The organism is Bradyrhizobium lablabi, assembly GCF_001440475.1.
GTDB lineage: Bacteria > Pseudomonadota > Alphaproteobacteria > Rhizobiales > Xanthobacteraceae > Bradyrhizobium > Bradyrhizobium lablabi.
Genome location: NZ_LLYB01000071.1, coordinates 147,645 through 169,292, shown reverse-complemented (window position 1 = coordinate 169,292; position 21,648 = coordinate 147,645). Strand labels below are relative to the sequence as shown.

Sequence of the window (21,648 nt, the reverse complement as noted above, 5' to 3'; positions counted from 1 at the left end):
ATCAAGCCGTCAGCACGACCTTGACGCTCTGCGAGCGATCGAGCGCCAGCCGCACCGCGTCGGGTGCGACCGAGAGCGGGCGTTGCGCCGTCACCAGCGACAGCACGTCGACGCTGCCGTCGGCGATCAGCTCGACCGCGGTGAAGAATTCGTTTCCGAAGCGGAACGAGCCGCGGAGATCGATCTCCTTGGCCATCACTGCGTTCGCCGGCACCGGGATCTGCCCGCCCGGCAGATTGCCGACCTGAACCACGACGCCGCCGCGCCTGACGGCGCCGATCGCGCTAGCAAGGCCCGCCGCGGTGCCTGAGACTTCGAAGGCGACATCGAACGGCTTTGCCGCCGCCTCCGCCTTCAGCGCCTCTTCTCCGCCGGAGATGTCGACGACGCTGTTGGCGCCCAGCCGCTTGGCGAAGGCCAGCGGGGCCGCGGCGATGTCAACGACGGTCGTCTCCGCAATGCCGGCACGCTGCGCGGCCAGCATCGTCAGGAGACCGATCGGGCCGGCGCCGAACAGCACGGCGCGCTTGCCGGTGACGTCCCCGGCGCGGGCCACCGCATGCAGGCACACCGCAAGCGGCTCGGCGAGCGCCGCGGCCTGATACGTGACGTCATCCGGAATTTTTACGCACTGCGCCGGAATGGCGTCGAAGTAGGACGCAAAACCGCCCTGCATATGCGGGGTCTTCGAGGCGGAGCCCATGAAGAAGATGTTTTCGCAGAGATTGGGCCGGCCTTCCCGGCACGGCTTGCAATGGCCGCACCAGCGCGACGGGTTGAGAGCGACGCGATCGCCGACCGTCACGCCTTGCGCAGCGCCCGCGATTTCGACCACCTCACCCGCGATCTCATGGCCGAGCACGAGCGGCGAGGTCACGACGAAGTCGCCGGTACGGGCATGGCGATAGTAATGCATGTCGGAGCCGCAGATGCCGCCGGCACCGAAGCGGATCCGCACCATGCCGGACGCTAGCGGATCGAGTGGCCGCTCGACCATGCGCAGATCTTCCGGGCCGAACAGTGTTGCAGCCAAAGCCATCGATGTCATTTTGAGAGTCCCATGTATTTAGGCAGCCAGAGCGTCAGCTCGGGGATGTAGGTGATGGCGACGAGCGCCAGGAGCAGCGGCACCAGCCAGGGCAGGATCGCCATGGTGGTGCGCTCGACGGACAGTTTCGCCACGCGTGCAAGCACGAACAGCACCATGCCGAGCGGCGGATGCAGCAGGCCGATCATCAGGTTCAGCGTCATGATCAGGCCGAAGTGGATCGGATCGATGCCGAGCTTGAGCACGATCGGCAGCAGGATCGGCACCAGAATGGTGATCGCCGCGATGGTGTCGATGAAGCAGCCGACGAACAGGATCAGGATATTCGCCAGCAGCAGGAATACCCATTTATTCTGGGTGATCCCGAGCATCACGTCCGTCAGGGTCTGCGCCGCCTGCGACACCGTCAACAGCCAGGCAAAGATCGAGGCTGCGGTCACGATGAACAGCACCGATGCCGTGGTCTCGATGGTATCGAATGTCGCCTTCGCCACCGTCTGCAGCGTCATCGAACGGTAGCGCACCAGCCCGAGGAACAGCGACCAGATCACCGCGGCAACCGCGGCTTCCGTCGGCGTGAACCAACCAAGCGTCATGCCGCCGATCAGGATGACCGGCGCCATCAGCGCCATCACCGCCGAAAAATCGAAATACCAGTCGAGCGCCAGCAGCGCCACAAGACCGATGCCGACCGCCAAGTTCACTGAAAGGCCGGCGAGGACGAGCAGCCAGACCGCCATCGGAAATGCGAAAACGACCAGGATTTCGATCGCAGCCGAGCCGAGTTGCGGCCAAGAGAACGGCGTATCGCTACCCCAGCCGTTCCGGTGGGCGAAATAGGCTACCGTCGCCATCATGGCCAACGTCATGACCACGCCCGGAATCACGCCGCCGAGGAACAGCGCGCCGATCGAGACGTTCGCCATCATGCCGTAAATCACGAAGGGGAGCGACGGCGGGATGATCGGGCCGAGCGTCGCAGACGCCGCGGTGACGCCGACGGCGAACTCGGTCGAGTAGCCGTGGTCCTTCATCGCCTTGATCTCGATGGTGCCGAGCCCCGCGGCGTCGGCAATGGCGGTGCCGGACATGCCGGAGAAGATCACGGAGCCGACGATATTGACGTGGCCGAGTCCGCCGCGCATCCAGCCCACCAGCGCGACGGCGAATTTATAGATGCGCCCGGTCACGCCCGCGATATTCATGAGATTGCCGGCGAGAATAAAGAACGGCACGGCGAGCAGCGGAAAGCTCTCGACGCCAGCGATCATGCGCTGCGCCAGCGTCACGTCGGGCGTGATGCCGGAGACGAGAATATAAACGAGCGACGAGACCGCCATGGACAGCGCGACCGGCAGGCCGAGCAGCATCAGCAGCAGAAATCCCCCAAGCAGCAGCAGCATCGCCCTACCCTTCCGTTCCGTCGAATGCGCCGGGGCGCTCCAGGATGGAGTAGCCCCGCCGCCAGTTCTCGACCGCGATCTGGATCGAGCGCGCGAACATCAGCACGAAGCCGAGCAGCACGGCGTAGTAGACGAAGCCTTTTTGAAACTTGATGGTGGTCATCCGCTCATCGCCGATGATCTGGATGAACTGCCAGACCAGCTTGATCGCATAACCGAAGAACGCGATCCGGATCAGGTCGATCACGGTCGATAGCGCGCGCGCCGGCCGATGCGGCAGATAGCGGAACAAGAGATCGACCTGGATGTGCCGCGACATCCGCACGCACATCGCCGAGCCGATGAAGACCACGCCGATCAGGCAGTAGGTCGCGATCTCCTCGGTCCAGGCATAGCTGTCATTGAGGACATAGCGGGTGAAGAACTGCAGGAACACCGACAGCGCCATGATCCAGAAGATCGCGAGCGCGAGCCAGTCTTCCGCGGCGTATTGGCTGAGGTCGGCGCCCTTGGGGACCTCGTCCTCGAAAGTATGGGCGATCTCGTCCGCCGTGATCTGCTTGTGCACTTCAACCGTCGACATGCGCCCTCCCGGAACTGGCGTTTGAAAAGCCACCGCCGTGCCTGCCCTGAAATCGCGGCAGGCACGGACGAAGGTCAGCAGTTACTTCACCGCCTGGATGCGTTCCCAGTCGGCCTTGCGATAGTCGAAGCTCTCAAAGCTCACGGTCTTGAGCACGGTGTCGCGGAACTCGTCCTTGTTGACCTCGGTCACCGTCAGGCCCTTCTGCTTGAAGAAATCGACCAGCTTGGCTTCGTTGGTCTTGATCTCGGCGGTCGCCTTCGCGGCTGCTTCCTGCGCGACTTCGGTGAAGATCTTGCGATCTTCCTCGGACAACTTTTTCCAGAGCGCGCCGGACATCACGGTGTTGAGATGATCGACGATGTGGCCGGTCAGCACGATGTGCTTCTGCACCTCGTAGAACTTCTTGGCCTCGATGGTGGTGAGTGGGTTTTCCTGGGCCTCCACGGTGCCGTTCTGCAGCGCGAGATAGACCTCGGCAAAGGCGATCGGCGCGGTATTGGCGCCGCAGGCGCGCGGCATCGCGAGATAGGCCGGAACGTCAGGCACGCGAATCTTGAGGCCCTTCATGTCGGCGCAGGTCTTGATCGGCTTGTTCGACGAGGTGTGGCGCACGCCGTAATAGGTCACCGCGAGGATGCGATGGCCGGTCTTGTCCTCGTAGCCCTTCGTCAGCTCCTTGAAGACGTCGCTCTTGGTGTAGGCCAGGAGATGATCGGCATCGCGGAACGTGTAGGGATAATAGGTCACGCCGATCGGCGGAAAGCTCTTGGCGGCGAAGCTCGAGCCGGAAATGATCATGTCGACCGAGCCGAGCGAGAGGCCCTGGTTGATGTCGGTTTCCTTGCCGAGCTGCGAAGCCGGATAGACGTCGATCTGGTAGCGCCCGTTGGTGCGCTTGCCGATTTCACCGGCGGCCCAGACGGAAGCGGTGTGGAACGGCTCGGAAGTTTCGTAGACGTGAGCCCATTTGAGCTTGGTCTGCGCCGTGCCTGACGTGGTGGCGGCCAACAGCGCTGCGGCGGATGCAGCGAATGCAATCGTCAATTTCTTCAACATGTGAATTTCCTCCGTTGCTACAATTTGCTTTTGTTACTCAACCGGTCCGCATTTCGCCGGACCGTTCGAATTCTCTTCTCTCAGCCGCTCCTCGCACGCACGCGGGAGGCGGATGATGCTTCCGCTCCGAAATTCTGCGCGAAACGATCCTGCGAGCGCGCCAGGTGCTCGCGCATCGCAATGCGCGCCGCATCCGGCTCACGGGCGGCAATGGCATCGCGGATCGCGCGGTGCTCGGCCAGCGCGGCATTCCAGGATGCCGGGTTCTCGAAATAGTGCGCGAGCTTGGCGAAGTAGGGATTGAGCCGCTGGTCGAACAACTCACCGACCACACGGACCAGCACGGCGTTGTCGAGACAGCCGGCCACCGCGACATGAAACGCGCGGTCATGGATCATCGAGGCTTCGCCGGGATGCTGCACGGTCGCCATGGCTTCGACTGATGCGTCGATGCGCGCGATGTCATTTGCGGTCGCGACCCGCGCCGCCTGCTCGGCAATGGCGCCTTCGAGAAATTCGCGGGCGCGCAGCAGTTCGAACGGGCCTTCGATCTCGGCCAAGGCCGGCAAGACGGACGTCAGCGCCGCGGGTTCACTTACATAAATTCCGGAGCCGACGCGAATGCGAACCCGGCCCTCGACTTCGAGTGCGATCAACGCTTCGCGCACCGTCGGCCGCGACACCTTCAACTGTTCGGCAAGATCGCGTTCGGTCGGAAGACGGCTGCCCACGCCGTATTCGCCGCTGTCGATCAAGGCGCGAAGCTGATCGGCAACCTGGCGATAAAGGCGTCGCGCTTCCACGGCTTCGAGCGGCACGCTCGGCTCCCTTGACGATCCCCTGAGTGAATCGATTCTTCTTGCTTTGATCGGGCCAAGGCCAATACATCTGGATAATTGGCCTTACCAATTGACCAAAGATTGATGGATTGAGCCTCCTATGTCAAGCGAAACGCCAAAAATCCCGCCAACTGGCTCGAAAGACGGCGATTTTCGCCTCTCGGATGCCAACCTTCGCCGGCTTCCCGGCCAGATCCGGCAACCGGCCTATGACCGCTCGCTGATCTCGCCGGGCATTGTCCACCTCGGGATCGGCGCGTTCCACCGGGCACACCAGGCGGTGGTCATCGACGATCTCCTCGCCGGCGGCGCGATGGATTGGGGGATCGTCGGGGCGAGCCTGCGCAGCCCGGCGACACGCGATGCCCTCGCCCCACAGGATTGTCTTTACACACTCGCCGTTCGCTCCGGCACAGGCACCGAACACCGGATCATCGGCTCGGTGCTCGCCAACGAAGTCGCGCCGGAGAAGCCCGGGCATTTGATCGCGCGCATGGCCAATCCTGCGACGCGCATTGTTTCGCTGACGGTCACCGAGAAGGGCTACTGCCATACGCCGCAGACCGGCGATCTCGACGAGCATCATCCCGACATCGTTCACGACTTGCAGAATCCGGGCACGCCGCGCTCGGCCATCGGCTTCCTGGTGGCCGCGCTGGCACGCCGGCGGATTGCAGGCGGAGCCCCTTTCACCGTTCTGTCCTGTGACAATCTCTCCGCCAACGGCCACACCGTCGGACGCATCGTGACGCAGTTCGCCGCCCTGCGATCGCGCAACCTCGCCAAATGGATTGAAACCGAGGTGGCCTTCCCTTCCACGATGGTGGACCGGATCGTGCCGGAGACGACGGAAGCCGACCGAGCCGCGGTTTCCTCCGCGCTCGGGATGACCGATGCATGGCCCGTCGTCACCGAGCCATTCACGCAGTGGATCGTCGAAGACCGCTTTCCGACTGGGCGACCGGATTTCGCGGCCGCAGGCGTGCAACTGGTTTCCGACGTGACACCGTTCGAGCACATGAAGCTGCGCCTTCTCAACGCCAGCCACTCGGCGCTCGCCTATCTCGGCTATCTCGCGGGCTTTGAGACCATCGCGGCCACCATGACCGACGAGCGCTTTGCCGCGTTTGCCTTGCGGGTGATGGAGGACGCGGCGCCGACGCTGGCGATGCCCGAAGGGACCGATCTTGCGGCCTACAGCGCTTCGCTGCTGAAGCGTTTTTCCAATCCGGCCCTGCACCATCGCACCTGGCAGATCGCGATGGATGGATCGCAGAAACTGCCGCAACGGTTGCTCGCGACCATGCAGGACCGGCTGCGGATGGGATTATCGATCGATGCCCACGCGCTCGCCGTGGCGGGATGGATGCGTTATGTCACCGCGACCGACGAACAGGGCCGCGCGATCGACGTGCGCGATCCGCTTGCGGCAAAGCTGAAGGCCATCGCCGAGAGCACAGGTCCGGTCGCGGATCTGCTTGCTCCCGCATTGCTGGAAGTCGAACAGGTCTTTGGCGCGCTGGGCACCGATCCCCGCATGCGCAGCGCCGCCACCGACGCGCTGGAAAAACTGTTCGAGGTTGGCGCGCGAGAGGCCGTACGCGCGTTTCAGGCTGCGTGATTGGCAGGTCAGAATCACTCGGTGGCAAGGCCACGCCGCGACCGACAAATTCAGCCGGCTACGGAGACAACAAGGTCCTGGTGAGTTGGTGATCGGGATCGGCGAGCCCGTCGATGACATCGAAATGATGCCGGCCGGGCTCTTCGATCACGCAGGTTTTCGCGCCGAGCCCGGTCCAGATGTTGGCGAGAAGCGCGTTCTGGCGGACGAATTCCGGGCGCTCGGCGCTGCCCACCCAGCACGTCACGCGCGCATTCTGCATCGGCGCCAGCAATGCGGGGCTTTCGACGCGCGCCTCGGCCTCGTCGATCCGCAGCTCCGCATTCATGGCAGCCTTCATCAGCGGACGAAGGTCATGAAGGCCTGATATGGAGACGGTGTGGCTGATGCGCGCCTTGACGTCGTCCGCAAGCGGCGACGTCGCCGAAATCATCCGCGTCACCAGATGCCCGCCGGCAGAATGGCCAGCCAGAAAAAGCGGGCCTTCGATCATCGCGGCGGCGCGCTCGACGGAAGCGGCAATTTCGCGCGTGATCTCGGCGATGCGCACGGCCGGGCACAGCGTGTAGGAGGGCATCGCCACTGCGTATCCGCTCTCAACCGATCCGCGCGCGAGATGCGACCAAAAACTCTTGTCGAGCGCCTTCCAGAAACCGCCGTGGACGAAGACGACCAGGCCCTTTGGCCGGCCTTCCGGCCTGAAGAGATCGAAACGATTTCGTTCGCGGTCGCCATAGCTGATATCGAGCATCGCGCGGCCGCTGCCCTGGAGAGCGTCGCGATAGGCCTGCGCAGGCTGCACCCACGCGGCCGGCCAGCGTTCGCCGCCCGGAATGTTCGGAGCATTCGCATAGGCGTCGCTCCAGTCGGAAATCTGATGAAAAATCACGCGGGTTCTGCTTCCATTCGAGCTTGTGGCCGGGCGGGATCGATGTCCGCGAGTAACCAGTCTATACCGGGAAGCGCGCCTGCCGCCATAAATTTTAAGCTTGAAATAATTGACATCAGCGCGAATAATTCCACCGGGGCGGCGGAACAGGGAAAGACATGACCGATTTCACGCGAACAAGATCCCGGTTCGCCATCCCGGATGGCGTGATCTATCTGGACGGCAATTCGCTCGGTCCCCTGCCCGTTGCAGCCGCCGATCGCGTCGGCCGCATGATATCGGAGGAATGGGGCAAGCACCTCATCAAGGGCTGGAACGTCGCCGGGTGGATGACGCAGCCGCGGCGTATTGGCGACCGCATCGGCCGTTTGATCGGCGCTGCCGACGGGACGGTGATGGTGGGCGATACGCTGTCCGTCAAGGTCTACCAGGCGCTGGCCTCGGCGCTCGGGCTCAGTCCCTCGCGGCGCGTGATCCTGTCGGACAACGGCAACTTTCCGTCCGATCTCTACATCGCCAGCGGCCTGCTTGAATCGCTCGACCGTGGCTACGAGTTGAAGGTCGTTGCGCCCGAAGACGTCGAAGCCGCCATCGACGAGACGATCGCGGCCTTGATGCTGACCGAGGTCGACTATCGCACCGGCCGGCTGCACGACATGCGCGCGCTGACGCGCAAGGCGCATGCCGCGGGCGCGCTGACGGTCTGGGATCTCGCGCATTCCGCAGGCGCGCTTCCGGTCGAGTTGGAAAATGCCGGAGCCGACTTCGCCGTCGGCTGCACCTACAAATATCTCAATGCCGGTCCCGGCGCGCCGGCCTTCATCTATGTCGCGCCGAAGCACGCCGATACGGCGCGGCCGGCGCTTTCCGGCTGGATGGGTCATCGCGCGCCCTTTGCCTTTGACCTCGACTATCGCGCCGGTCCGGGCATCGAGCGGATGCGGGTCGGCACGCCGCCGATCATTGCGATGGCTGCGCTCGACGCGGCCCTCGACGTCTGGGACGGCGTCAGCATGGCCGACGTGCGCCATGCATCGATCGCGCTCGCCGACCTCTTCATCCACGAAGTCGAAGCAAGTTGTCCCGAACTGACGCTGGCTTCGCCGCGGGACGGAACGCGGCGCGGCAGCCAGGTTTCGTTCCGCCACCCGGAGGGCTACGCCATCATGCAGGCGCTGATCGCGCGCGACGTGATCGGCGACTTCCGCGCGCCTGACATGATGCGCTTCGGCTTTACGCCGCTCTATATCGGAGAAGCCGAGGTTCGCGCGGCAGTCGACATCATCGCCGACGTCCTGACCAATCGTCGCTGGGATACCGCGGAATACCGCAAGAAGGCGCTCGTCACATGACCGGCAAGCCCGACGACTCCCCGCGTGAGGGAGCCCAGATGTCGTTCGAAGGGCGCATGTCCTACAGCGATTATCTGCATCTGGAACGACTTCTGGACGCGCAAGAGCCTCTCTCGAAGGCGCATGACGAACTGCTGTTCATCATCCAGCACCAGACGTCCGAACTCTGGATGAAGCTGGCCATCCACGAAATCCGCTCCGCCATCAAGGCGATCCGCCACGACCAGTTGCAGCCCGCCTTCAAGATGCTGTCGCGCGTTGCCCGGATCTTCGAGCAGCTCAATACCGCCTGGGACGTGTTGCGAACGATGACACCCAGTGAATATTCCGAGTTTCGCGATCAACTCGGGCAGTCCTCGGGTTTCCAGTCGTACCAGTACCGCGCCATCGAGTTCCTCGCCGGCAATCGCAATCTGGCGCTGCTGGGCCCGCACGCCCACCGCGCCGACATCACGGCCAAGCTCGAGGAAATTCTCGCCGAGCCGGGCCTCTATGACGAGGCGCTGCTATTGCTGGCGCGCAATGGTTTTGACATCGGCGAGGACGCGCGCCGGACCGATTGGCGCGGCAAGCGCACGCCGAACGACGAGGTCTTGGCGGCCTGGAAGACCGTATATGCCTCACCGGCGAAACACTGGATGCTCTACGAACTTGCTGAAAAGCTGGTCGATTTCGAAGACTATTTCCGCCGCTGGCGCTTCAACCACGTCACGACGGTCGAGCGCATCATCGGCCTGAAACGCGGGACCGGCGGCACGTCGGGCGTTTCCTATTTGCGCAAGATGCTCGAGGTCGAACTGTTTCCGGAGCTCTGGAAGCTGAGAACGGAGCTCTAGGACGACCCCGACAAGCTGAAATCAGCGCGGCACCACTGCGGTAGCTTCGATCTCGACGCGGGCTTCCTTCTCGACCAGGCGAACCACCTGCACCAGCGCCATCGCCGGATAATGCGCGCCGAAAATCTCGCGATAGACGCGACCGAGCTCTTTCAGGCTGGCGAGATATTCCTCGATGTCGACGACATACCAAGTGAGCCGCACCAGATGCTCTGGCCTGGCGCCACCCTCGGCAAGGATCTCGGCAATGTTGGAAAGCGTCTGGCGCACCTGCGCCACGAAATCGGGCGCCAGATACCCTTTCGTGTCCCAGCCGATCACCCCACCCGTCACCACAAGCCGGCCATCGGCGGCCATGCCGTTGGCGTAGCCTTTTGGCATCGGCCACCCGCTCGGCTGCAGCACTTGCGGGCCAGAGGCGTCGGTCTTGGGATGAGGCACCACACTCAGTGTGGGGCCTTTGGGCGCGGTCACCGGCTGTTCTCCTTCGTCCAATTCAAAGCATTCACTCCGCGGCAACGTCAGGCGATGACGCAGCTCCGGCCGCCGCCATCTGCCTCAACGCAAAGCGCCGGAGCTTGCCGGTTTCGGTCTTCGGCAGTTGCGCGACATATTCGATCGCGCGCGGATATTTATAGGGCGCAATCGCCTGCTTGACGTGGTCCTGCAGCGCCTGCGTCAGCGCGGCATCGGCCGCCGCGCCGCCCGTCAGGACAACGTAAGCCTTGACGATCATGCCGCGCGCCTCGTCGGGCGCGCCGACTACGCCGCATTCGGCGACGGCCGGATGCGACAGCAACGCCGCTTCGACCTCGGGACCGGCGATGTTGTAGCCGGAGGAGACGATCATGTCGTCCGAGCGGGCGACAAAGGACAGCCGCCCATTGGCGTCGCAAACAAAGGAATCGCCCGTCAGGTTCCAGCCGTCGCGCACATAGTTCGATTGCCTCGTGTCGGCGAGATAGCGGCAGCCGGTCGGCCCGCGCACCGCAAGCTTGCCGACGGTGCCACCAGGCAATTCGTTCATGTCGTCGTCGACGATCTTCGCCTCGTAGCCTGCGACCGGTTTCCCCGTCGTCCCCGCCACCGCATCGCCGACGCGGTTGGTGATGAAGATGTGGAGCAGTTCGGTCGAGCCGATGCCGTCGAGAATGGTCTTGCCGGTCTTGCGGGTCCAGCTTTCGAACACCGGCGCCGGTAACGTCTCGCCGGCGGAAACCGCCAGCCGCAGCGACGACAGATCGGCGCCGTTGTCCATTGCGGCCATCATCACGCGATACGCCGTCGGTGAGGTAAAGCAGATCGTGGCCTTGTAGGTCTCGATGATCTTGATCATCTCGGGCGGCGACGCGTTTTCCAAAAGCGTCGCCGTCGCGCCGAACCGCAAGGGGAAGATCGCCAGTCCCCCGAGCCCGAAGGTAAAGGCGAGCGGCGGCGAGCCCACGAAGACATCGTCCTCGGTCACGTTGAGGACTTCGCTCGCATAACCGTCGGCCACGATCATGAGGTCGCGATGGAAATGCATCGTCGCCTTGGGCTCACCCGTGGTGCCGGAGGTGAATCCCAATAGTGCGACGTCGTCGCGGCCCGTCTTCACGGCGTCGAACTTCACCGGCTTGTTCAGCGCCACCCGGTCGAGCTCAGCATCATGGTTGGAGGTGCCGTCGAAATTCACAACCTGCTTGAGGAAGCGGCTGGTCTTCGCGCAGGCGACCAGTTCGTCGGCGATGCGGCTGTCGGTCAGCGCCAGCGCAATCTCCGCCTTGTCGACCATCTTGCTCAGCTCGCCGGCGCGCAGCATCGGCATGGTGTTGACGACGACGGCGCCGGCCTTGGTGGCCGCCAGCCATGCCGCGACCAGCGCCGGGTTGTTGCCGGAGCGGATCAGAACGCGGTTGCCGGGCTTGACGCCGTAGTTCTCCACCAGCGCATGCGCCAGGCGGTTGGACCAGTCAGCCAGTTCCTTGTAGGTGCGCTGGCGGCCGTTGCCGATCAGCGCGATCCGGTCACCCCAGCCTTTTTCGACGATCCGGTCGGTCAGTTCGACCGCAGCATTGAGATATTCCGGATATTGAAACTCGGGCCGATCAAGCAGCAGGTCCGGCCATTGTTCTAAAGGCGGCAGGTGTCGCCGCGCAAAGTCGTCGACATGGCCCGACGGGCCAAGAGACCGACCAGCGGTCCGGCTGGGAGTTATACCTGACATCTTCATCTCCCCTCGCTTCCATCAATGAAAGGCTCGAGATCAATATCGAGGACGCCGGGCAACGCCGTCTCGCAAATCATTTTAGGCTTAAAACAATTTTGCGCAAGTGCGGAATCGAGGGTGAAATCATGCCTTCATGCCCGCAGGGGTTACCCCCTGCGGGGAACCGCCTCTCAGGCTGCCTGATAGGCGGGCGCCGCGGCGAGGAAGCGGCCATAGGCCGCCGCGTCGGGCGGGGTGAATTTCTCCACCAGCGGATTGGCCCGCCGTCCGGACACGCCGATATCGGCGAGCAGTTCGTCGAAATGCTTGAAGTGATAGGGCGCGACGCACAGCCCGCCATAGACGCCGGCCGCCGGCCGCTCGACGCGCCTGAAATGCAGCATCATCTCGATGTTGTCCTGCATCGCCTTCAGCGTGGGCTGCCGCGCCAATTGGCCATCGGCATAACGCACCAGCCAGTTCGCCGCGAGGTCGGCGCACAACACCGTGCAGAAGCTGGAGTTGAAGCCGACGAATCCCATCTCCGGCAGGTCTGGGTTGGCAATGAGACGATAGAGCCGATACTGCCCGTCGGGATCGACGAGTTTTTCACGGTATGCCTGCGGCAGGAACGGCACGCCCAATTTGTAGCCGATCGCGAGCACGGCGACGTCGGCCTGGACGCGCTGCCCGCCGGTCATCACGATGGAATTGCCGTCGTAGCGCGCAAAGCTGCCTCTGATCGCCTTGATGCGACCGTCGGCGACCATCGGGAAGAATCCTGGCGTCGCAATCGGCACCGAGCAGTTGACGCCGTCCTCGATCCGCTCTTTCGGCACCATGTCGCATTTGCCGAGCTTGAGCTGAACCTTGAGAAGGCTCTCCAGTCCGCGCCAGTTGGCCCAGACCAACGGCTTTGCCACCGCATGCGCGAACCGCGACATTGCGCCGATGCCCCAGCTTTTGAACATCTCCTCCTGCGCGCGGATGTAGAGAATGCGTTTGAAATTGACGAGACCACCGATGAAATAGGGAATCCGCCACACCGGCTCGCGGTACACCAGCGTGGCTTCGGCGGCGCCGGAATTGACTGCATTGACGGCAATGTCGGTCGCCGACTTCGATCCGCCGAGCACGACGATCCTGCGGCCCCTGGCGATCTCAGGGTCGTTGTATTTCGAGGAGTGCATGATGCGCCCGCCCTGCGCCTTGAAGGCATCTTCGCCGGCCAGGCTGAGCGTCTGCGGCTCGTTGAACTGCCCGGTGCAAACAGCGACGAAATCGAAATCCTCATGGCCGGTGCTGCCGTCCGGCCCGCGCAGATCGAGCCGCCAGCCCGGCTTCGCGTCCGGCCGACGGTCCATCTGCGCCACTGTCGTATTGAAGCGGATTGCGCCGAGGAGATTGTTGTCCTTTGCGTATTCCGTCAGATAGGCGTGGACCTGCGGACCCTTCGGCCATTCCGGATAGGAATCCGGCATCGCCTTGTCGGTGTAGCGATAGAGATCCTTCGGGCTTTGCGTTTGCACCTCGGGATAGGATCGCGCAGGCTCCCAGACGCCGCCAAGATCGCCGCTGCGCTCAATGATCGTGATCCGATGACCGCGCGCGGCGAACGCTTTTGCAGCCGCCAACCCCGATACGCCGGCGCCGATGATACAAACCTGTTTTCGCCTGATCATGACAAGTCTCCCGCAAGGATTGGCCTGGAATAGATTGATGCGCGCTACTCGTTCGCCTCGGGCGGCAGGAAGTCCACTTCATGCAGCGCCGAGATCCGCACCACCTCTGCGGGGTCGGTCAGATTGTGGAGCTGGTTGAACAGCGCCTCGAGCTTCTGCATCGGCGACACCCAGAACAGCGCGCGCGCCGGCTTGTCCGACTTGTTGAAGTAGCCATGCGGAATGCCGCGCGGCATCCGGACGAGATCGCCGGCCTTGGCCTGCACCCAGACACCATCGAGCTTGAGGTCGAGAACGCCCTCCTGCACCAGGATGAATTCGTCCTGCGTCGGGTGAACGTGCACCGGCACGAACTGGCCGGGCTCGCTGTTGGTCTCGAACGCGAAGGTGGAATCGGTGATCGCCTTGGGGAAGTAGACCTGACCCAGGATGTTCCAGGTCTTGCCGCCATAGCCGGTGCCGTTGGCGGTGATGCCTTTTTCGAGCGCTGCCATTGTCCATCTCCTGTCTCGGGTTGATGTGGTTGCGACGTTCCGAATGGTTCGCGCAGGCTGGATCGGGCCACGGCGACCGTCTAGCCGCAAAACGAATCCGCCGGACGTGACGAGGAAAATTTCGCATTGCTGCGGCGCGAAATGACAGGAGGACGGCGTGACCGCACCCGGCTGCCTTCCGATCGGGCACCAGCGGCCACCAAATCGCCTTTCCAACCGGGGCGCCGGCAGATATTATAGGCTTCAAATAATGCGGAGAACTGGGCCGTGGCGGCGGGCACCAGCATTGTCAGGCATGATCCGACGGTTCGGTTGGCGGCGTTCAACCGCGTTTCGACCGACAGTGTCGACGCTGCCGCCGACGCGGTCGGGCGGATATTCTGCCCGCATCGACTGACGCCCGAATACAGCACGTCACCCGAATTCTTTGCCCTGCATAACAGCGCGATCTTTGGCGGGCTGTCCGTCAATTACGTCGCTTATGGCGGGTCGGTATCGATCGATCCCGGCTGTCTCGAGCGCTTCTTCCTGCTGCAAATCCCCGTGCACGGCGCAGCGCGGATCCGAACCGCCTCGCGCGACATCGCAACCGCTCCCGGCGCCTGCGCTTCACTGTTATCGCCGACGATTCCCACGCGAATGACTTGGGAAAGCGATTGCGCCCAGATCATTGTGCTGGTCGAACGCCGTATGTTGGAACAGCGGGCCGCGGCGCTGTCGGGCCAGCCGGCAGGCACGGTCGAATTCGAGCCTGAGGTCGATCTCACCTCTGCAGGCGGCCGGGCGCTTCACTCGCAGATCTCGGGGTTCGTCGATCTTGCCGAACGCCTCGGGCCGCAACGGCCGCTCTCGCCAATCGTGGCTGCCGATCTGCGCGAGACGCTGCTCGGTGCTTTGCTCCACGGCCAGCGCCACAGCGCAAGCGATGCGATCGACCGGTTTGGCGGCCGGGCCGAAGCGCTGCCGCCATCGTTGCGGCGGGCACGTGATTTCCTCACGGCGCATGCGGACGAGCCGCTCGATCTCATAGAACTTGCCGCGGCCTCTGGCGTAGGCATCCGCGCGCTGCAACTCGGCTTCCAACGGCACTTTGGAACATCGATCTCAGAGATGCTGCGCGACATCCGCCTTGCGCATCTCAATGTCCGACTGACCGCCGCCTCCGCTCACGACAGCATCACCGACATCGCCTTCGAGCTTGGGTTTACCCATCTCAGCCGAATGGCAAGCGCCTACCGCGCCAAATTCGGCGAGACGCCATCGGCAACCCTGCGCAGGATGCATTAGTTCTACGTTCAACCCTCATCCTGAGGAGCCCGCAAAGCGGGCGTCTCGAAGGATGCAGGCCACAGGCGGGGCCTCATGGTTCGAGACGCGCGTTCCGCGCTCCTCACCATGAGGAACTTATGACGCAGTCGGGCTAGCACATCATTTCAAGGATATGCGCACTTGCGCGCTTTGGCCTCAGCCCACCCGCGCCTTCGCGGATTTCTGCGCCGAGGCCNTTGGTCTTGGCCAGCAGGCGCATCAATTCGCGAACATCCTTTGGCGTCAGGTNCGCCGAACACGTCGGCGATCCATAATTCGTGCTCCGCCGCCATCTTGCGGAATTCGGCGCGGCCCGCCTTGGTGAGGCGGATCACCTGGACACGGCGGTCGGCGTCCGAGGTGCGGCGGTCGAGATGGCCGGACTCGACGAGCCGTTCGACCAGCCCCGTGACGTTGCCATTCGAGACCATCATCCGCTTGGAGACGTCCGACAGCGTCATGCCCTCGGGCACCTTGTCGAGCTGGGCCATCAGATCGAACCGCGGCAGCGTGACGTCGAAGCGTTCGCGCAGGCGGCTGCGCACCTCGCCCTCGATCAGGGTCGTGCAGGTCAACAGGCGAAGCCACAGCCTAAGTTCGTCGCCGTGATGCTCCGGGAGTTCAACGGCCTTGGTCTCTGAATCGAGGATCATGATGCAAATCTTGTCCGGCTTTAAGCGTTCGGAGGTCCCGAACAGAGCGCAGCCCAGCGATCATTGCCCAGATTTCTTTAAGTTTCAAGCAATTGGCGCATGGCTTGCATGGAAGCGTTCTGCTTGCAGGCGCTGTCGCCGTCAGAATAAGCTGCGCTTCAAGCATTTGGGTGTGGCATGAGTTTCGGCCGCCAAGGCCGAACGGAGGAACAATCATGAAGCAGTCGTTCAAGCTGACCGGACTTGCCGTTGTGCTCGGCGTTGCCGCGGCTCCGGCCACGGCGCAGGAGAAAATCAAGATCGGCGTGATCACGACCTTGTCCGGCCCGGCGGCCGTGCTCGGCCAGCAATCCCGCGACGGCCTGCAACTCGCCATCAAGGATCTCGGCGGCAAGATGGCCGGCAAGGACGTAGAAGTCGTCGTCGTCGACGACGAGCTCAAGCCGGATGGCGCCGTGACCAAGGCCAAGGGCCTGCTTGAGCGCGAGAAGGTCGATTTCGTCGTCGGGCCGATCTTCTCCAACATCCTGCAGGCCATTCACCGGCCCGTGACCGAGAACAAGACGTTCCTGATCAGCCCGAACGCGGGGCCGTCGAGCTATGCCGGCAAGGAGTGCAACCCGTTCTTCTACGTGACCTCCTACCAGAACGACCAGGTTCACGAAATCCTCGGCAAGGTCGCGCAGGACCGCGGCTACAAGCGCATGTACGTGCTGGTGCCGAACTATCAGGCCGGCAAGGATTCGGCGGCTGGCTTCAAGCTCGACTACAAGGGCGAGATCGCCGAGGAAAGCTACACGCCACTCGGCACGCTGGATTTCCAGGTCGAGCTGACCAAGATTTCCTCCTCCAAGGTCGATGCTCTCTTCACCTTCATGCCGGGCGGCATGGGCGTCGGCCTCGTGAAGCAATACCGGCAGGCCGGGCTTGCCGACAAGATCCCGGTGCTGTCGGCGTTCACCGTCGATGAATCCACCCTGCCCGCGCAGCAGGACGCCGCCGTCGGCATGTTCGGCGGCGCCAATTGGGCGCCCGACATGGACAATCCGCAGAGCAAGAAGTTCGTCGCCGCCTATGAAGCTGCCTACAACAGCGTCCCCGGCACCTACGCCATGCAGGGCTATGATACGGCCCTGCTGATCGAGAGCGCGGTGAAGGCGGTGAAGGGCGACCTCAAGAACAAGGACGCCGTCACGGCGGCACTGAAAAAGGCCGAGTTCACCTCGCTGCGCGGCGACTTCAAGTTCAACGTCAACGGCTACCCGATCCAGAACTTCTATCTGACCAAGGTGGCGAAACGGCCCGACGGCAAGTTCCAGACCGAGATCGTCGAGAAGGTGTTTTCCAACTACGGCGACCGCTACGCCAAGGACTGCACGGCGGCCAAATAACAGAAGGGAGCGAGACGATGAAGACCGAAATCGCCGGCATCACCCGCGCCAATGAAGGCATTCAGGGAATTTCCTGGAGCATCCTTGGCCAGACCTACGTGCCGAAGAACGTCACCGAGCATTCCTTCTCATGGCATGCGACGTTCCCGCCCGAGACCTTCGTGCCGCCGCATATTCATCCCGACCAGGACGAATATCTCTACATCCTGGAGGGCCAGCTCGACTTCTTCCTCGACGGCGCCGACACGCAAGGCTCCCCGGGCGATCTGGTGCGGCTGCCGATGGGGAAGCCGCACGGCATCTTCAACAAGTCCGGCCGCACGGCGAAGACGCTGTTCTGGGTGTCGCCGACGCGGCGGCTCTACGACCTGTTCTGGGCGATCCACAACATGAAGGAACAGAAACCGGATGCGGTGGTAGCGCTCGCGGCCGAGCACAACATCCACTTCCTGCCGCCGCCTCCGGGCGCGTGAAATCGGTTCCGTAGCCCGGGTGGAGCGCAGCGAAACCCGGGACTGCTGGCGCTGCGGAAAGAACCCCGGATCGCGCTTCGCGCCATCCGGGCTACAAGGTTACGGAACGCGTGAGCTAGCCTCTCACCGCCGCAAGCCCGAGCGGCGGCGCCGCAAAACCGGCCTTGGACGCGTAGCCGCGCACGATCGCCTCGCGCTGGGCGTGGCTCAGCACTTTCTCGATATCGGTGAACCCATCCGGCGCCAGTTGCTCGACGGCGTCGATCACGCCCTCGGGACCGCCGCGGCGGTTGGCGCGCACGATATCTGCCGTCATCGGCAGACGCTTCTTCTCATAGGCCACCAGCGCCTGACGCGGATGCTCGGCTCGCGCCAGCTCGTCGGCCAGCGCCCGGGCATCGAGGATCGCCTGCGAGGCACCGTTCGATCCGACCGGATACATCGGATGCGCGGCGTCGCCGAGCAGGGTCACCCGCCCCCAGGTCCAGTACGGCAACGGATCGCGGTCGCAGCATGGATATTCATAAAATTCCGGCGTCGCCGAGATCAGGCTGCGCACATCGACATGCGGCACCTTGAACCGCTCGACGTGGGGCATCAGTTCCTCGCGCTTGCCGGGCCGCGACCAGTCCTCGCGGCGCGGCGGCAGCGAATTGCCGTCGCCGATCTTCACCATGATTGCCCAGTTGGTCAGCCGGCTCGAGGGGCTCGATCCTTCCGCGATCGGATAGATCACGACCTTGGCGTTCAGCCCGCCGGCCACGATCATGGAGCGGCCGGTCAGGAACGCCGGCCAGTCGCGCGCGCCGCGCCACAGCATATGTCCGTTCCAGCACGGCGGTCCCTCATCCGGAAACAGCATCTCACGCACGCGCGAATGAATGCCATCGGCGCCAACAAGAATATCGCCGCGTGCGGTTTTGACATGGGCGCCGCTGCGGTCGAAGAAGTGCGCGACCACGCCGCCCTCATGCTGCGCGAAAGAACCGAGCCGGCAGCCGGTATGGATCGCCTCATGGCCGAGCCGTTCCTCGACGGCGCGATGGATCACGCTTTGCAGGCGTCCCCGATGAACCGAGAATTGCGGCACGTCGTGGCCGGCATCGAGGCCGCGCGGCTCGCGCCAGACTTCCTGGCCGTGGCGGCTGAGATAGTACAATTGATCGGTACGGATGGCGGCGGCATCGAGCCGGTCCAACAGCCCGAGGCCGGCCAATTCCCTGATCGCATGCGGCAGCGTATTGATGCCGACGCCGAGCTCGCGGATTGCCTCCGACTGTTCGAACAATTCGCAGTCGATGCCGCGGGCGCGCAACATCAGCGCGGTGGTGAGGCCTCCAATGCCGCCTCCGACGATGATCGCCTTCATGCGCTTACTCCACTCTCTTCCCTCAACCTCGCCCCGCTTGCGGGGAGAGGGAGGTGAAGGAGAGAGCCTGCCATTCGGCCTATTCGGCTGCAAGCGGCTTTGTCGCCTCGGCTTTCAACTCGGCACGGGTTTTCGGCTTACCCTTAATTTTGAGGTCTTCAAAATCCTGCCGGTCGCGCACGCTGTTGCGGAAGATTTGTTCCCTGCCCGGCAGATATTGTGGCGGACAGGCGACATCGGCGCCATACCAGGCCGCCGCCCGCATCGTGAAGGACGGATCGACCAGATGCGGCCGGCCGAGCGCGACCAGGTCGGCGCGGCCGGCGGCCAGAATTGTGTTCACCTGATCCGCGGTTGTGATGTTCCCGACACACATGGTCGCGACCCGGGCCTCGTTCCGGACCTGATCGGAGAACGGCGTCTGGAACATGCGGCCGTAGATCGGCTGGGCGTCGCGGACGGTCTGGCCGGTGGAGACATCGACCAGATCGACACCGGCCTCGCCGAAGGCGCGCGCCACCGCGACGGCATCGTCGCCGGTGATGCCGCCGGCGGCCCAGTCGGTCGCGGAGATGCGAACCGACATCGGCTTGTGCGCCGGCCACGCCGCGCGCATCGCCTCGAACACTTCCAGCGGATAGCGCAGCCGGTTGGCGAGCGTGCCGCCATATTCGTCCGTGCGCTGGTTGGTCAGTGGCGAAATGAAACTCGCCAGCAGGTAGCCATGGGCGCAGTGCATTTCGAGCATGTCGAAGCCGCAGGCCTCGCCGCGCAACGTGGCCGCCACGAACTCCGCCTTGACGTGGTCCATCGCGGCGCGATCCATCTCGCGCGGCACCTGGCTGTCCGGGAAGTAAGGCAACGGCGACGCCGAGATCGTGTCCCAACCGCCCTCTTCCAGCGGCCGGTCCATGCCCTCCCACATCAATTTGGTCGCGCCCTTGCGTCCGGCATGGCCAAGCTGCAGGCAGATTTTGGCGGCGGAATTGGCGTGGACGAAATCGACAATCCGCGTCCAGGCGGCCTGCTGTTCGTCGTTCCACAGACCCGTACAGCCGGGCGTGATGCGGGCGTCGCGGCCGACGCAGGTCATCTCCGTGAAGATCAGGCCGGCGCCGCCAATCGCGCGCGAGCCGTAATGCACCAGGTGGAAATCAGTGGGCACGCCCTCTCTTGCCGAGTACATGCACATCGGCGAAACCACCGCGCGGTTCGCCACTTCCATCTCGCGCAGTTTCAATGGCTGGAACATCGGCGCCACGGGCTTGTCGAGATCGACGTCAAAGCCTTTGCCGCGCACCTGCTTCGCAAACGCCTTGTCGACCTCGCGGACGAACTCCGGCGCGCGCAGCGTCAAATTATCGTAGGTGATCGCCTTGGCGCGGGTCATGACGCCGAAGGCGAACTGCACGGGATCGAAATCCCAGAAGCGATCGACATGCTCGAACCAGACCAGCGATACGTCGGCGGCGTGCTGGGTCTTCTCGACCTCCTCGCGCCGGCCATGCTCGTAGGTCTGCAACGCGGCGTTGACGTTCGGCGCCTGCGCCATCGCATCCGCCAGCGCAATCGCGTCTTCCATCGCGAGCTTGGTGCCGGAGCCGATCGAGAAATGCGCGGTCGCCTTGGCGTCACCGAGCAGCACCATGTTGCCCTTGACCCAGCGCTGGCTGCGGATCATCGGGAAATTGCGCCACATCGAGCGATTGATCAGCAGTGGATGGCCGTCGAGGAACCAGTCGAAAATCTTCGCCATCCGGTCGGCGGATTGCTGTTCATCCAGGCCTTCGAGACCCGCGCGCTTGAAAGTCTCGGCGTCGGTCTCGAAGATCCAGGTCGAGCGCCCCGCCTCATATTGATAGGCGTGGGCGATGAACGGCCCCCACTCGGTCTCCTGGAAGATGAAGGTGAAGGCGTCGAGCGGCCGGGTCGATCCCATCCAGGCGAACTTGTTTGAGCGCAGATCGACCTGCGGCTGGAAATGCTCGATGTGCTTGTCGCGGAAGCGGCTGTTGATGCCGTCTGCGAGCACGATCAGGTCGGCATCGGCGAAGCGGGCTTCGTCATCGATGTCGGTTTCGAACAACAGCGTCACGCCGAGTTCGCGGGCGCGCTCCTGCAGGATCAAGAGCAGCGTGCGGCGCGAGCAGCCGCAAAAGCCGTTGCCGCCGACACGGTGGACGGTGCCGCGGAAATGCACGGCGATGTCGTCCCAATAGGCGAATTCCTCGGTGATGCGGCGATAGCTCGGCGGATCGTATTTCTCGAAATTGTCGAGCGTCGCATCGGAGAACACCACGCCGAAGCCGAACGTGTCGTCGGCGCGGTTGCGCTCATAGACCGTGATCTCGGCCTGCGGCCGCTGCTTTTTCAAGAGGATCGCGGCATAGAGACCGGCCGGTCCGCCGCCGATAATCGCGATCTTCATCTGCCGCCTCCGAAACAGGCTGTCGGGCTCGT

19 protein-coding genes are annotated in these 21,648 nt (G+C 63.6%); 6 read left to right on the top strand and 13 right to left on the bottom strand.

The genetic code is table 11. From position 1 onward, the window contains the following. Position 1: 1 nt before the first annotated feature. From CQ14_RS18260 to CQ14_RS18240, 5 genes are all read right to left on the bottom strand, one after another. Entirely contained in the window at positions 2–1,048 is a 1,047-nt protein-coding gene (locus CQ14_RS18260) for an L-idonate 5-dehydrogenase (RefSeq protein WP_057859227.1), read from the bottom strand. Continuing rightward, a complete protein-coding gene (locus tag CQ14_RS18255) occupies positions 1,045–2,451 on the bottom strand; it encodes a TRAP transporter large permease (protein WP_057859226.1) in 1,407 nt (468 codons plus the stop codon). The genes CQ14_RS18260 and CQ14_RS18255 overlap by 4 nt, the downstream gene beginning before the upstream one ends. A 4-nt stretch (positions 2,452–2,455) precedes the next feature. Next, complete coding sequence (locus CQ14_RS18250; protein WP_057859225.1) at positions 2,456–3,034, bottom strand: TRAP transporter small permease; 579 nt, start codon at positions 3,032–3,034, stop codon at positions 2,456–2,458. A gap of 81 nt (positions 3,035–3,115) precedes the next feature. Further along, the gene (locus CQ14_RS18245) at positions 3,116–4,093 is read right to left on the bottom strand and encodes a sialic acid TRAP transporter substrate-binding protein SiaP (RefSeq protein WP_057859224.1); all 978 of its coding nucleotides are present in this window, start codon (positions 4,091–4,093) and stop codon (positions 3,116–3,118) included. Positions 4,094–4,173: 80 nt separating this feature from the next. Beyond that, positions 4,174–4,911, bottom strand: coding sequence for a FadR/GntR family transcriptional regulator (locus CQ14_RS18240; RefSeq protein WP_057859223.1), 738 nt, complete (start codon positions 4,909–4,911; stop codon positions 4,174–4,176). A gap of 121 nt (positions 4,912–5,032) precedes the next feature. On the opposite strand from CQ14_RS18240, the gene CQ14_RS18235 reads away from it, so the two are divergent. Further along, a complete protein-coding gene (locus CQ14_RS18235) occupies positions 5,033–6,553 on the top strand; it encodes a mannitol dehydrogenase family protein (protein ID WP_057859222.1) in 1,521 nt (506 codons plus the stop codon). 58 nt (positions 6,554–6,611) lie between these two features. Here the strand turns inward: CQ14_RS18235 and CQ14_RS18230 are convergent, their stop codons facing one another. Then, on the bottom strand, positions 6,612–7,442 hold the full coding sequence (locus CQ14_RS18230; protein ID WP_057859221.1) for an alpha/beta hydrolase: 831 nt from the start codon (positions 7,440–7,442) through the stop codon (positions 6,612–6,614). A gap of 158 nt (positions 7,443–7,600) precedes the next feature. Here CQ14_RS18230 and kynU point away from each other — a divergent pair, with 158 nt between their 5' ends. Continuing rightward, on the top strand, positions 7,601–8,794 hold the full coding sequence (gene kynU / locus CQ14_RS18225; RefSeq protein WP_057859220.1) for a kynureninase: 1,194 nt from the start codon (positions 7,601–7,603) through the stop codon (positions 8,792–8,794). Next, positions 8,791–9,630, top strand: coding sequence for a tryptophan 2,3-dioxygenase (gene kynA / locus CQ14_RS18220; protein WP_057859219.1), 840 nt, complete (start codon positions 8,791–8,793; stop codon positions 9,628–9,630). Before kynU ends, kynA begins: the two co-directional genes overlap by 4 nt. 21 nt (positions 9,631–9,651) lie before the next feature. Here kynA and CQ14_RS18215 read toward each other — a convergent pair whose 3' ends face one another. From CQ14_RS18215 to CQ14_RS18200, 4 genes are all read right to left on the bottom strand, one after another. Further along, positions 9,652–10,104, bottom strand: a complete 453-nt coding sequence (locus tag CQ14_RS18215; protein WP_057859404.1) for a RidA family protein — start codon at positions 10,102–10,104, stop codon at positions 9,652–9,654. 31 nt (positions 10,105–10,135) lie between these two features. Beyond that, the gene (locus CQ14_RS18210) at positions 10,136–11,836 is read right to left on the bottom strand and encodes a benzoate-CoA ligase family protein (protein WP_057859403.1); all 1,701 of its coding nucleotides are present in this window, start codon (positions 11,834–11,836) and stop codon (positions 10,136–10,138) included. A gap of 173 nt (positions 11,837–12,009) precedes the next feature. Continuing rightward, positions 12,010–13,500 (bottom strand): flavin-containing monooxygenase, encoded by a 1,491-nt coding sequence (locus CQ14_RS18205; RefSeq protein ID WP_057859218.1) that lies wholly within the window; start codon positions 13,498–13,500, stop codon positions 12,010–12,012. 44 nt (positions 13,501–13,544) lie between these two features. Further along, complete coding sequence (locus tag CQ14_RS18200) at positions 13,545–13,994, bottom strand: cupin domain-containing protein (RefSeq protein WP_057859217.1); 450 nt, start codon at positions 13,992–13,994, stop codon at positions 13,545–13,547. Positions 13,995–14,261: 267 nt separating this feature from the next. Between CQ14_RS18200 and CQ14_RS18195 the strand changes: the two genes are divergently transcribed. Beyond that, complete coding sequence (locus CQ14_RS18195) at positions 14,262–15,281, top strand: AraC family transcriptional regulator (protein ID WP_057859216.1); 1,020 nt, start codon at positions 14,262–14,264, stop codon at positions 15,279–15,281. Positions 15,282–15,552: 271 nt separating this feature from the next. On the opposite strand, the gene CQ14_RS47855 is transcribed toward CQ14_RS18195, so the two are convergent. Further along, positions 15,553–15,955 (bottom strand): MarR family winged helix-turn-helix transcriptional regulator (locus tag CQ14_RS47855; RefSeq protein WP_347337146.1); only part of this gene is annotated, 403 nt, incomplete at its 3' end. A 215-nt stretch (positions 15,956–16,170) separates the two neighbouring features. Here CQ14_RS47855 and CQ14_RS18185 point away from each other — a divergent pair. After that, complete coding sequence (locus CQ14_RS18185) at positions 16,171–17,346, top strand: ABC transporter substrate-binding protein (RefSeq protein ID WP_057859215.1); 1,176 nt, start codon at positions 16,171–16,173, stop codon at positions 17,344–17,346. Positions 17,347–17,363: 17 nt separating this feature from the next. Continuing rightward, positions 17,364–17,819, top strand: a complete 456-nt coding sequence (locus tag CQ14_RS18180; RefSeq protein WP_057859214.1) for a cupin domain-containing protein — start codon at positions 17,364–17,366, stop codon at positions 17,817–17,819. Between the two features lie 115 nt (positions 17,820–17,934). On the opposite strand, the gene CQ14_RS18175 is transcribed toward CQ14_RS18180, so the two are convergent. Together CQ14_RS18175 and CQ14_RS18170 are read right to left on the bottom strand one after the other, a co-directional pair. Beyond that, positions 17,935–19,188, bottom strand: a complete 1,254-nt coding sequence (locus CQ14_RS18175; protein WP_057859213.1) for a flavin-dependent oxidoreductase — start codon at positions 19,186–19,188, stop codon at positions 17,935–17,937. Positions 19,189–19,267: 79 nt separating this feature from the next. Continuing rightward, positions 19,268–21,616 (bottom strand): bifunctional salicylyl-CoA 5-hydroxylase/oxidoreductase, encoded by a 2,349-nt coding sequence (locus CQ14_RS18170; RefSeq protein WP_057859212.1) that lies wholly within the window; start codon positions 21,614–21,616, stop codon positions 19,268–19,270. Between the last annotated feature and the right edge of the window lie 32 nt (positions 21,617–21,648).

Bases quoted from the DNA above. Each gene is read 5' to 3' on its own strand.
- CQ14_RS18260 (WP_057859227.1), bottom strand. From the start codon at position 1,048: ATGACATCGATGGCTTTGGCTGCAACACTGTTCGGCCCGGAAGATCTG.
- CQ14_RS18255 (WP_057859226.1), bottom strand. From the start codon at position 2,451: ATGCTGCTGCTGCTTGGGGGATTTCTGCTGCTGATGCTGCTCGGCCTG.
- CQ14_RS18250 (WP_057859225.1), bottom strand. From the start codon at position 3,034: ATGTCGACGGTTGAAGTGCACAAGCAGATCACGGCGGACGAGATCGCC.
- CQ14_RS18245 (WP_057859224.1), bottom strand. From the start codon at position 4,093: ATGTTGAAGAAATTGACGATTGCATTCGCTGCATCCGCCGCAGCGCTG.
- CQ14_RS18235 (WP_057859222.1), top strand. From the start codon at position 5,033: ATGTCAAGCGAAACGCCAAAAATCCCGCCAACTGGCTCGAAAGACGGC.
- kynU (WP_057859220.1), top strand. From the start codon at position 7,601: ATGACCGATTTCACGCGAACAAGATCCCGGTTCGCCATCCCGGATGGC.
- kynA (WP_057859219.1), top strand. From the start codon at position 8,791: ATGACCGGCAAGCCCGACGACTCCCCGCGTGAGGGAGCCCAGATGTCG.
- CQ14_RS18210 (WP_057859403.1), bottom strand. From the start codon at position 11,836: ATGTCAGGTATAACTCCCAGCCGGACCGCTGGTCGGTCTCTTGGCCCG.
- CQ14_RS18205 (WP_057859218.1), bottom strand. From the start codon at position 13,500: ATGATCAGGCGAAAACAGGTTTGTATCATCGGCGCCGGCGTATCGGGG.
- CQ14_RS18200 (WP_057859217.1), bottom strand. From the start codon at position 13,994: ATGGCAGCGCTCGAAAAAGGCATCACCGCCAACGGCACCGGCTATGGC.
- CQ14_RS18185 (WP_057859215.1), top strand. From the start codon at position 16,171: ATGAAGCAGTCGTTCAAGCTGACCGGACTTGCCGTTGTGCTCGGCGTT.
- CQ14_RS18180 (WP_057859214.1), top strand. From the start codon at position 17,364: ATGAAGACCGAAATCGCCGGCATCACCCGCGCCAATGAAGGCATTCAG.
- CQ14_RS18175 (WP_057859213.1), bottom strand. From the start codon at position 19,188: ATGAAGGCGATCATCGTCGGAGGCGGCATTGGAGGCCTCACCACCGCG.
- CQ14_RS18170 (WP_057859212.1), bottom strand. From the start codon at position 21,616: ATGAAGATCGCGATTATCGGCGGCGGACCGGCCGGTCTCTATGCCGCG.